Below are 11278 nucleotides of genomic sequence, written 5' to 3'. Positions count from 1 at the left end.
TCAAGCTTTCGCGGCGTGATGCCTGTGACCTGAGCTAGCCATTCGGGTGACCTCCCACGAGCGTCCAGGACCGTCAAGATGCGTCGTGCGACGCGCACGGCCAAGACTCGATTCGCGCGAGGTTGCATTGCGTTCTCCTTGTTGTGTGTCCGATGAAAGTAGGCAGTTCGGCGGTACGCCGAGCTGCCGGCTTTCGTCGGAACACTTGCCGCCTTGCACGGAGTGGAGAGGCGGTCAAGGGGAGCCCGCAGGGCTCTCCCGAAGGGACGCGCAGCGCCCTTGACGGGCTCGTAGCGGAGTGCAACCCCGCAACGCGGGGAACACAAACGCCCCACCCCGCAAGGCGGAAGGTGGGGCCTCGATGGTGCCGAGGATCAACCCTCGTGAGACGTCTCCGAATGCGACTCGATAGCCGCGGTCGGCGTCGTGCTGGCCGATGTCTTGCGCGTCGATCGACGCCGCGTCCGCGCCTTCTTGTGAGGCTCGGAGAACCCGATCTTGCGCAGCTCGTCGGCGGACCAGCCGGCGCTGAGCGCAGCGTTCCACGCGCGCACGTCGTTGCGCTCTGCGGCGCTGACGCGATCCGCGATCCGCGCCTGCAGTTCGGCAAGCTCGCGCGCCGTCTCCTCGCGCACATCGGTCACGGCCTGACGTGCCTCAGCGACCGTCTGCACGGCCGTTAGGCGATCCTCTTGCAGCCGTCGAGCGCGCTCAATTGCTTCTTGCGGTGTCAGTTGAGTAGCCATGGCCTCATGCTACGGACAGGCACGGCGTAGGTCGATGTTGATCGTTCCGCTCACAGATGGCCACGGCGAAGCCGCGGCCACTCCCGTCTGTCGACGTGAGCCATCCTGATTGGTGTTCCGAACGGAGGAACGGAGCAAGCTAAACACTTAGCAGGGCTAAGTGGGCTTGACCCCTCGACAGCCGTCGACGGGTGCGGCACACTTGTCGTGTGGTCCCCGCACGGGTCGGGGTCGCTGCGCTGGGCCGAAGGGAGGGGATCGCATGTCCGACGAGACGGCAACCGAGCCCCGAACAGAGCGGCGTCGGCGTGCGAATGCCCCCGGAGGACGGCAGCACAAGCACGAAGTGAAGGTGACGGCCGAGGAGGAGGGCCGGCTGCTGCGCCTTGCACTCGCTCAGCGGGTGACCATCCCGCGGCTGCTGGTCGAGACGACGCTCGCATCCGAGACGGGCGAGACGGTCACCGAGCGGCGCAACGCGATCGGGAAGCTGTTCGAGCTACACCGGCTGTTGGCCGCCGTGTCAAACAACGTCAACCAGATCGCGAAGGCCACCAACGCGACCGGTCAGCGGCAAGCAGAGACAGACGCCACGCTCGCCGCGGTGCGACGTGTCGCGGAGCGCATTGACGCGGCCGTGGACGAGCTGAGCTTGTCATGATGCCGAACGTCACGCGCGGCGATCGGATGGCCGGCCTGGTGTCGTACCTCGTGGGTGGCGGTCGCCACAACGAGCACACGGAGCCGCACCTGGTGGCCGGCGATCACGCGCTGATGGCGTGGTACGACGATGCCGAGTTGAGCGGCGAGAACGCGAAGGCGATCGCGCGGCACCTGGACCGGCCGCGCACCGCGATGGGCGTCGACGTGAAGGGCGGCCATGTGTGGCACGCCTCACTGTCGCTGCGGGGCGAGGAGGGCATTCGCAGCGATCAGGAGTGGGCCGCGATCGCGCAAGACTTTGTGTCCGCGATGGGGTTCGACGACAACGACGGAGCCAAGGCCCCGTGCCGTTGGGTCGCGATCCGTCACGGCCTCTCGCAGGCGGGGAACGATCACGTGCACATCGCCGTGAACCTGGTCCGCGAGGACGGCACGAAAGCGTCGACGCACCTGGACTACCAGCGCGCGCAGAACGCCGCACGCGCCCTCGAAGTGAAGTACGGCCTGGAGCAGTTGGAGTCGACGAAGGGTGAACGCGCGACGCGCGGCTACAGCCCCGCGGAGCAGGCGCGCGTCGAGGAGCGATCGGCGCTCATGGCGCAGCGCAAGTACGAACAGCACGCGGCGCGGGTCGGGGGAGAGCAGCCCGAATGGCACCGTCTCGACCCGAAGGAACGACAGGCACGCATCACGGCTGAGGTGCGACTGAACGCACCGCGCAACGACCTCGCGCGCAACGTGCGAGCAGCGGCCGGCGCGAGCGAGAACGAAGCCGAGTTCGTGCGCCGGCTACGCCGCTCCGGCGCCCTCGTGCGGCCGCGGTTTGCCGAAGGCACCACGGACGTCATCACCGGGTACTCAGTAGCAAGCCGGCCCGCCAATGGCGAACGTCCGATCTGGTACGGCGGCGGCCAGATGGGCCGCGACCTCACCCTGCCCAGGCTCCGCGAAGGATGGCCCGACACCGCCGCGGGAGCGAGCGACGCGGCGGCCGAGTGGCAGGCAGCGAAGCGCGGCCGCCGGCCCGTCGCGCCGGGTCGCGAGATGCGCGAACCAGACCCCGAGCTGTGGCAGCGGCACACCGAGGAAGTCGCGCAGCTCCGCGAGCAACTGCGCGCCGTCCCGCTCGACGACCGCGACACCTGGTCGACCGTCGCACGGCAGACCGCGGGCGCGTTCGCGGCATGGTCGAATGCCGTCGAGGAGACGCCCGGCGACCTGGCCGAGGCATCCGACGCACTGGCGAAGTCGGCGCAGACCTACCGTCGTCCGGTGAAGCCGCAGCGCGCCGGCCGGGTCGCCATGTCGGGCGCGACCATGCTCCTCGCCAGCGTCGCGCGAGGCGGCCAGGGGACGGCCGCGCAGCTCGCACTCCTGCGCCAGCTTATGAACCTCTCCCAGGCCGTCTACGACGCCGCCAAAGCGGCGGGAGAGGCGCGCCAGGCAGCGAACGTCGCCACCGCCGTGCGTGAGCGCGTGATGAACGTCCGCCGCCAGCTCGAAGCGACCCCCGCGGCCGCGTCGACGTCGACCACCACGGCGACCGCACCGAAGGTCGACCGCTCCGCGATCGTCGACGCATCCGTGCAGGAAGCGCTCGACAAGATGCAGCGCGCGGAGGAGAACCGCAGCAAGACCACCAGCTCGCCGGTCCCCCCACAGGTGGACCCCGCGCGGCCGCGCACCACGACGAAGCCGGGCGCAGATCGCGGCCCGGAGCGATGAGGAAGGAGTCAGATCATGGCCGATGAAAGCGACGGCATCGAGGAGGCATTCGACGGGCAGCTCCGCATCGCCGTCACCGCGGCGGGCCGGATCGGTGAAGCTCTCGCACGCGGCCGCGAGGACGCAGCTCGACGAGCGCAGGCGCAGAGCGAGCAGCAAGCTCGCGAGCTGTTGTCACGGTTCGAGGCAGAGAAGCGCGCAGCTCGCGTCGAGCTGGGAAGCGTCTACCGCTCCGACTGGTGGGACCGAGCCACACCGGAGCAGATCGGCGGCGCGCTCACCACGGCGCGCGCGTGGGGATCGGAAGAGCCCGAAGCCGTTCGTGCGGAGGGTCGCATCCGCGACGAGCTCCGCACCCGCTACGGCGTCGACGTGAACAACACCGGCGCCGATCCCGCGGCCGTCCAGGCGGCCGTCGAGGCCGAGCAGCTACGCCGGCAGTCGGACACCGAGCGGCAGCGCAGCGCGACCGAGCAGGCCGAGGCGGTCGCACTCTCCCGGCAGGCCGACGAGGCAGACCGCGCGGCCGAAGCGGCCCGGACGAGCGCCGAGGTCGCTCCCGACGAGGGCGAGCGGGAGCAGGCCCAGGTGCAGGCCGAGCGCGAGCAGAACCGCGCCGACGCGACCCGCGAGAAGGCCGAGCCGCTGTACGACTCCGCAGAGCGCCGAGAGCGCGACGCCGACAAGCTCGAACAGCGCGGCGTCGGCAAGGAGGCCGTCAGCGCCAAGATGGCGGCCGACGTCAGCCAGAGCAAGCCCGCCACCGCCGCGGTGAAGGCCCAGCAGACACAGAGCGCGAAGGCGCGGCCGAACCGGTCGCGATCGCCCAAGGTGCAGCGCACCGAGATTGGTCGCTGAGCGACATTCTGAGCGCACGAGAGAGGGACCGACCCACTGGGCCGGTCCCTCTCTACTTGTCGCGCTCAGACGCCCGAAGGAGGCTCGCGCAGGTCAGGGTACAAACCCTCCGGCGGGGCCGTGTACGGCAGCTCTGCGCCCTTCTCGTTGACGTTCTCGCGGTTCCGCCCCTCGCCGGCAGCGGCGAACGGCCCGGACGGGTCGAGCAGCACGCTCATGTGGTGCTCGGCGTGGTCGCGATACCAAACGCTCATGCCCGTTGTCGGGTCCAGGCGAAGGTGCTCCCAGGCCCGCCACAGCGCGTCGAGACGGATCGTCGCCTCCGGGTAGTTCCACCAGTCGGCCGCCCACACGGTGCGCTGGCCGTCGACGCGGCGACGGTAGTTCTTCACCAGGTACTCGCGCACGAACTCGTCGACCGAGCCGTAGTACAGCGTTGGCTCCTCGTCGGCCGGCTCCTCGTCGAGCGCATCCATCGCCGCGGTGACAGCGCGGCGGGCGGCCGTGGCCGCCTGCGCTTGCAGCTCCTCGATCACCGAGGGGTCCAGGGCCTCGTCGACTTCGGCCTGCACAGCGTCTTTCACCGCGCCCGTGATGGCCTTCTGCGCCACGGCGCGAATCGCCGGGGCGGCGAGAGCGTTCGCGACGTCGGCAATGTCGACACCGAACAGCCGGCCGGGCTCCCGTTCGGGCAGCTCCGCGCCGGGCTCGTCGCGCTCGTCCAGCTCGAACGGCTGCGCCTCGATGCCCGGCTCCTCGTCGCCCCAGTCGTCGCTCATCAGGCCGCGCCCTTCTCGCTGTTCGCGATCGCTACCTCACGCACCGACTCCTGCGCCTCGATGATCGTCCGAGACGCCTGCGGGTCGTGAGCTGCGATCGACGCCTTGACCTTCTCCGCGTGCGGGCCGGTCATCCACGGCTGCGTGCGGATGAGCGTCGGCCGGTTCCCGGAGGAGAGCACCACGGCGCGACCCTTCGGCATCGCGGCGAGGTCGGCCACGTCCAGGATGCGCTCACGGTGAAGCTGCTGATTCACGCTGCGGCCACCGCGGCCGGAGGACACCGACGACGCCTGACGGTCGTAGTCACCGATCAGCTTCGACAGGCTTTCCAGGAACGCATCTTCGGAGACGCCGCCGCCGTAGACCTTGACGTTCGAGGCGCTCCACAGCTTGCGCATCCCCGACTCGCCCCACACGTCGACGCCCTGCGACCACGACTGCAGGATGGTCATCAGCACGATTCCGCGCGAACCGTAGTGGCTGTAGAGGTTCGGCAGCTCACGCCACCGGCACACGTTCGCGGCCTCGTCGAGCACCCCGAGCAGGGGCACCGACAGGCGGCCACCGGCAGAGCCGGCGGCCAGCTCCTCCGCGGCCTCCACCACGGCGACCGTGAGCGCCGTGACGAGCGGGCCGGCGGTCCCGCGACCCTCCTTGGAGAGCGAGTACAGGGTGCCACCGTCGCGCACGAACGCGGCCGGGTCGAACTGCGGGCGCAGATCGGGGTTGCCCTGCGGGTTCACCCACGCGGCCACCTGGCGGTTGGTGAGGCACGACGCCATCTGCTGCGCCGTGCCGTAGATGCCGCCGCGCTGCTTCTCCGGGGCGGTGATGACCCCGCGCACCTGGTCGGCCGTGAGGTCGTAGCCATGACGCCGAAGAATGTCGATCGGCTCCTCCTCCGTCGGGCGGGTGAGCCAGGTGTAGACGTCGGTGATCGGCCGCACGTCGAGCGCGGCCGCGAGCAGGAGCCCCGCGAGGAGATCCTGCCCCGCGGGATCGAAATAGGCATCCGTCTTGGCTCCCGGATCGCGTGAGCCGGAGGCGAAGTGATCGGCCAGCTTGGCCGCGCGAACCTCGTCGGTGACGTAGCTGAGCGGGTTCCACCACCACGTAGGGTTCTCGAGCGCGATCCCCTGCGGATCGAACACCCAGACCGGGCCGGCCTCCGCGCGCACGTCGCGGGTCGCGTCGACGACGTCGCGCTTGTTCGAGGTCACGAGAACGCCCCCAGGAGCGTCCAGGATCGCCGGGACGGCCCGAGAGGTCGTCTTACCCGTGCGAGGCCCCCAGATGTCGATGTGCATGTCCTCCCACGTGCCGTAGAGCGGCATCTGACCGAGGGTCTTGCCGATCGGCACGCCGAGAGAGCCGGTGACGCCGAGCCGGGTCGCCTGCGCCTGCGCGTTGCGCTTGCTCAGGCCCTCGACGTCCTTCCCCCGGCCCATGTAGCTGCTGGCCCGGTCCACGCGGGTACGGCCCTTCCGGTAGCGCACGACGCCGACGATCGCCAGCACCAGGAGGGCGAGCACGATCGCCAGGAGCACCGCGACGATCCAGGTCGCGGATGCCGGCCACGGCACCCGACCGAGGATCACGCCGAGCGTGAACGCGAACGGGTCGGAGGGCAGCTCGACGCCGGTTCCGTCAAGCTGGTGGCCGAGGCGCACCGCCACGTTCAGAACGACGATCGCGGCCACGACGCCACCGATGCCCACGAGGAGCATCAGCGTCTCCGCGCCGAAGCCGCCGGGGTCGCGGCGGCGGTTGTTCGGAGTGCTCATGACACCCTCTCCTCGTGCTCCTCGACCAGCTCCTCCACCGCACGCAGCGCGCGGCGGCCGGTGCGGGACTGTTCGTACCACCGCTGATTGGTGTCGCGGATCGAGCGCTCAGCCTCCGTCAGCCGAACCTCGACCGGGATACCCGGCCGAGTGCCGACCTTCACGAGGAACTTCCCGCGGCCCGGAGGGTCGACCTCGCGACCCGACGCGGCATCCCACGCGGGCGGGTCCTGCCAGCCCGTCAGTAGCTCTTGCTCGGCCTCCGAGAACGGGATAACCGTCGTCAGCTCCGGCATTTCGGTGTACGGCAGACCGGCGCACATAACCATGCCGGCGCGCTCCACGAAACCCTTCGCCTTCAAGCGGTCCTCCTCCGGGAGGGCGCTCAGGTCGGCCATCGTGTGCGAAATCATCGCCGTGCCGACGCCCACCTGACGGTTCAGGCGGGTGAGGAAGTCGACGCGATCGACGATGCCGTTCCCGGCGCGCAGCGCGCGCCACAGCTCGTCCATGATGACGAAGTAGTGCCGGCGCGGTTCCAGCTCGGCATCCGCGAGAACGTTCGCGATGTTCACCGTGGCGAAGCCGTTCGACCAGCAGGCGAGCAGGGTCGCCGCGCGCAGATCGCCCTCAGCCTCACCGATGGCCGAAATGTCGTAGACCACCGGGCGGTCGAGCCGCATCGGGTTCGTCGTGTGCTTGGAGAACATTTCGCCCAAGCGCCCACCGCGGGAGAGGCTGATTAGCGACGCTTCCAGCCCGCGCGTGATCCGCTGATATTCCGCGAAGTCGCCGCGGTCGACGGCCACCTGGCGCAGCTCCTCCGGCCCCTCCTGCACGACGCGCAGCAGATCGCCCAGAACGGGGATGCCCTCGAAGTGGCGGTCGAGGTAGCGCAGCGCCTGGTCGACGATCGATTCCTCGACGTCGCTCGGCGCGGACTTGCGGAGGATCGTCAGCAGGGACGACACCATAGCCAGGCGGCGGCCGTGAGCGTCCTCCAAGACCTCGCCGGCCTCCTTCTCGAATCCGGCGTCGACGAGCCGCTGAGCGGCCTCCTTCGCCTCGCCGGGGTCGAGGACGTTCAGATACCCGCGGCCGCGGCCGAGGGTGATGACCTGACCGCCGAGCGCGCGAATGACCTCCACGTAGTCGGGGCGCAGATCGCCCAGCACGAGAGGCTGCACGCCGTAGCCGGCGAGGCCGATCGCCATGCGGGCGACGGCCGTCGACTTCCCGAGGCCGGGCTTGCCGAGCACGAACAGCGACGGGTTGCTGATGAGCTTCGCGCGCTGGAACCACGAAATCGGGTCGCAGCACAGCGTCGCCCCGGTGTGAATGTGGCGCCCCAGCGGGACGCCCACCATCGGAGTGCCGGCACCGATCGAGTACGGCCACAGGCCGCACACCTGAACGGTCGTGCCGCGCCACTCAGCGGGCGGTTGGATGAAGTTCGACATGCCGCCGCCGGGGCCGCTCCACCCGCGAGAGGTGAGCGCCCCGGCCGACGTGGACGAGCCCGCATCCGTGTTCTTCCGGCCGGTGCGCACGAACAGCAGCGCACCGACGATCACGAGCACGACGAGCCCGCCGAGGACGGAGAGGGCAATCTGATCCGGGGTCATCACACACGCTCCCTGAGCGCCGCAGGGACGGCAACGTGCTTGGTGAGCACGAGGCCCAGCGGCAGCGCGGCGGCGAAGGCGCTGTCCTGTGAGCCGTAGACGGGACGCAAGCGCAGACGCGCCGTCGCGCCGAGGTTGTCGACCGCGGCGCGGGCGTCGGCTTCCTTGGCCGGGTCGAGCACTGTCGCGGTGACGAGGATGCCGAAGTTCACCAGGCCCGCGCCCGACGCCTCCTCCGATTCGGTCGCCTGAGCCGAGCGCAGGGCGAGCGTGTCGCGGGCCGCAGGCTTGCGTGTTGACGTGGCCTTGAACTCCGCAGCTCGCACGTCCGACTGCACGAGCGTTGCCGCCCGCGCCGGGTCGATCGGCTTGTAGAGCAGCGTCACGCGCTTGCGCGCAATATCGCGGTGCGGCGCGAGGAGCCGGGCGAGCACGCCCGACTGCACGAGCCCGCGGGGAGCCTGCGTCATCGCCCACGTGACCGACTTGGCCGAGTCGTGCCGATAGCTTTCCCATCCGGCCTGCGCGGCCGTCGGGCCGACATCGCTCCACCGCAGATCGGGCACTTCCCCGTCGGCGTGCGCGTCGTCGATGAGCGTCGCGGCGGCCGGGTCGTAGGCGACCCGGATCGTCTCGCACAACTCTTGCGCCGACAGCGGGTGCGCAGCGCCGGCACCCGTCGCCTGCAAGCTCGCCGTCAGACCAGGGAGGCGAGCGGCGAGCTCGCGCGCCATTTCGTCGGGCTTGCGCGGCTTCGCACCCTTTCGGGGAGCAGCCGCGAACGTCAGCGTGACGTACGCCTTCACCGTCGACGAGCCCGCCGGGTAGCTCAGCACGACCTCGCCCAGCATCGCCTTGGCGAAGTCTGGGCCGTCCGGGTCGGTGTTCGTCTCGACCTCGCGACGCAGCCGGCGACCCGAGTCGGGAGCCGTCTCAATCGTCACCGAAGCCGCTTCCATGTTCGGCTCATCGGCAAGGTTGCGCAGCCAGTGGCCCCAGTCGGCCACCCACAGGTCGACTTGCTCCTGGTCGACGAGCGCCGCGCCGTCAGGCTCGGTGCCGATGACGATCGAGTACGTCTTGGCGTGCGGTGAGTAGATCATCGCGAATGGCCGCGCGTAGGAGTCCTCGTGCTCGGAGAGCTGAGTCTGCGCCCCGAGGCCCGGGAGCTGGTTCGTTCCCCAGTCGGAACGCCCCAGCGGGCCGGAGCGGTAGATGTTCGCGCGACGCCGCTTGGTCGACGTCCACGCGACCCGGTTCGCGGTGCGCGAGAGCACGCTACGCCCATCGCCGTCACGAATGGTCAGCAGCAGAATCAGCCCGCCGAACACCGCAGCCGTGATGAAGGCGTTGAGGATATTCGTGGTCATCAGCACGACGATCACGATCAGCAGCGCCACGAACATCAGGCCCGTGCCGACCGTGCCGAGCCCGAGGAGGCCCGGCGAGGTCGGCTGACGCCAGTTCCCGTAGGTGCGCACGCCCCTACGGCTTGTCTCTACGGTCGCCATCAGCTCCCGCTCCCTTCACCTGTCGCTTGGTCACCAATGTTGCGAGCGGCACCCGTGGCCGCCTGCCCTGCCTGCTTGACGGCGCCGATGGCGGCACCGGCCGCTGCACCCCAAGGACCGGCGGCAGCTCCACTCGCAGCCCCGGCAGCAGCTCCACCAGCAGCAGCACCGCCCGCGGCCGCGCCTCCACCCGTCGATGCCGCAGCAGCACCCGTGCCGCCGCCAGCGCCGCTAGACGCCTGCGCAGCCTGTGGCGCGGCCTGACCGCCACCGTTCGCGCCAGACGGACCGGTGGAGCCCGTCGAACCGGTGGAGCCCATGGAGCCGGAACCGCCCGACGACCCACCGCCGGAGCCGGTCGCCAGGCGACCCATCGACGCGGCACCCGTCGGCAGCGCCGCAAGAGCCGCAACGCCGAGCGCCCCGCCAGCACCGGCCGACATGGCACCGACCAGCGGAGTCACGAACCGCATCAGCGCCGGCATCGCGAACAGCGCGAGCACCATCAGGATCAGGCCAGTGAGAACCGCGATGAAGCCCGTCCCGTCGTCCTGGAACACGTTCGTCCCGGCAAGCTGGAAGGCCGCGGCGTAGACGATCGCGGCAGCGGGCTTGTAGAGGATGAACGCGACGAGCCACCCGACGTTCTTCTTGAACCAGCTCTTACCCATTTCGGTGTTGGTGGCCGCCGCGGACAGCGGGAGGATACCCGTCAGGATGACGAGCATGCCGCCGCGGGCGATCATCAGCACGATTTGGAAGGCCGTCGCGAGGATCGCGATCAGCCCCAGGATGATGATGAGCAGAGCGCCGAGTCCGCCCGTTGCCGGGTTCGTCGTCAGGGCGAGCAGGGTCGCGATGTTGTTCCCGAAGCACGCCGTATCCGTGCCGACGTCGCAGTTCAGCGCCCCGTTGAGAATCCATACGGAGAACGAGTCGAATGCCGACACGAGCAGTCCGACGATGGTCACCCCGGCACCCGCCACAACGATCAGAGTCAGAAGGCTCTTGATCGTCTCTTTGCCCGGTTCCGCGCGCTGCTCCCACGCCATCCGAACGCCGCCGATGATGACGGATACGACCGCGGCCGCGCCCATGTACCACCACAGCGAGGACTGCAGGAAGAGCACCGTGCCGCCCGCGCCCTGTGGGCCGTTCGGGAGAAGCCCCGTCACCAGCGCCGTTGCGCCGCTGATGAGGAAGATCGCGCCGAGCACGATCCCGAGTCGGCCGGCGGCCTGGAATCCCTCGCCGTTGCGCATCCGCGTAGCGATGAGAGCGCCGAGGAGGATGATCGAGATAGCCGCGAACACGATCGAAATCCAGGTGACCCAGCCGAGCACCTGAATGATGCCGTCCGAGTTCGGAGCGGTTGCACCCGCCGCGATCGACGAGCCTCCGCCCGTCCCGGTCAGGTTCGGTGTGCCGACGTTCACCCAGAGCGTGCCGAGCGAGGCGACAGCCTTCCCGAACGCTTCCATGACGGCATCCGCCATGTTCTGGATGGCATCACCTACGACGCTGTTTGCCCACTCGCCGGCCTTGCAGCCGAAGTCGAGCGGCGCGCATTCACTCGCGGCCATG

At 69.7% G+C, this 11278-nt stretch carries 9 protein-coding genes; 3 read left to right on the top strand and 6 right to left on the bottom strand.

Annotated features, from left to right (window positions below; translation table 11 throughout):
• Nucleotides 1-374: 374 nt before the first annotated feature.
• Entirely contained in the window at nt 375-746 is a 372-nt protein-coding gene (locus AC3ENO_RS14500; protein WP_434971306.1) for a hypothetical protein, read from the bottom strand.
• A gap of 352 nt (nt 747-1098) precedes the next feature.
• Here AC3ENO_RS14500 and mobC point away from each other — a divergent pair, with 352 nt between their 5' ends.
• From mobC to AC3ENO_RS14485, 3 genes are read left to right on the top strand one after another with little or no spacing between them, the layout of a single operon-like run.
• A complete protein-coding gene (mobC, locus tag AC3ENO_RS14495; RefSeq protein ID WP_248243303.1) occupies nt 1099-1407 on the top strand; it encodes a plasmid mobilization relaxosome protein MobC in 309 nt (102 codons plus the stop codon).
• Entirely contained in the window at nt 1404-3134 is a 1731-nt protein-coding gene (locus tag AC3ENO_RS14490) for a relaxase/mobilization nuclease domain-containing protein (protein ID WP_434971305.1), read from the top strand. Before mobC ends, AC3ENO_RS14490 begins: the two co-directional genes overlap by 4 nt.
• Nucleotides 3135-3149: 15 nt before the next feature.
• Nucleotides 3150-3992 (top strand): hypothetical protein, encoded by an 843-nt coding sequence (locus tag AC3ENO_RS14485; RefSeq protein WP_434971304.1) that lies wholly within the window; start codon nt 3150-3152, stop codon nt 3990-3992.
• Nucleotides 3993-4057: 65 nt separating this feature from the next.
• On the opposite strand, the gene AC3ENO_RS14480 is transcribed toward AC3ENO_RS14485, so the two are convergent.
• The 5 genes from AC3ENO_RS14480 to AC3ENO_RS14460 are packed head-to-tail and all read right to left on the bottom strand — an operon-like array spanning nt 4058 to nt 11277.
• Complete coding sequence (locus tag AC3ENO_RS14480) at nt 4058-4771, bottom strand: DUF4913 domain-containing protein (RefSeq protein ID WP_434971303.1); 714 nt, start codon at nt 4769-4771, stop codon at nt 4058-4060.
• Nucleotides 4771-6558, bottom strand: a complete 1788-nt coding sequence (locus AC3ENO_RS14475; protein ID WP_434971302.1) for a type IV secretory system conjugative DNA transfer family protein — start codon at nt 6556-6558, stop codon at nt 4771-4773. Before AC3ENO_RS14475 ends, AC3ENO_RS14480 begins: the two co-directional genes overlap by 1 nt.
• Entirely contained in the window at nt 6555-8183 is a 1629-nt protein-coding gene (locus AC3ENO_RS14470) for an ATP/GTP-binding protein (protein ID WP_434971301.1), read from the bottom strand. The genes AC3ENO_RS14475 and AC3ENO_RS14470 overlap by 4 nt, the downstream gene beginning before the upstream one ends.
• Nucleotides 8183-9694 carry an SCO6880 family protein gene (locus tag AC3ENO_RS14465; RefSeq protein ID WP_434971300.1) on the bottom strand — a complete coding sequence of 504 codons (1512 nt, stop codon included), beginning with the start codon at nt 9692-9694 and terminating at the stop codon, nt 8183-8185. Before AC3ENO_RS14465 ends, AC3ENO_RS14470 begins: the two co-directional genes overlap by 1 nt.
• Nucleotides 9694-11277: a TrbL/VirB6 family protein gene (locus tag AC3ENO_RS14460; protein ID WP_434971299.1), complete on the bottom strand. Its 1584-nt coding sequence runs from the start codon at nt 11275-11277 to the stop codon at nt 9694-9696. The genes AC3ENO_RS14465 and AC3ENO_RS14460 overlap by 1 nt, the downstream gene beginning before the upstream one ends.
• Nucleotide 11278: the final 1 nt, after the last annotated feature.

The organism is Microbacterium sp. bgisy207 (genome assembly GCF_057706855.1).
Note: the sequence above shows the minus strand (reverse complement) of the source record. Positions and strands in the feature narration are given on the sequence as shown.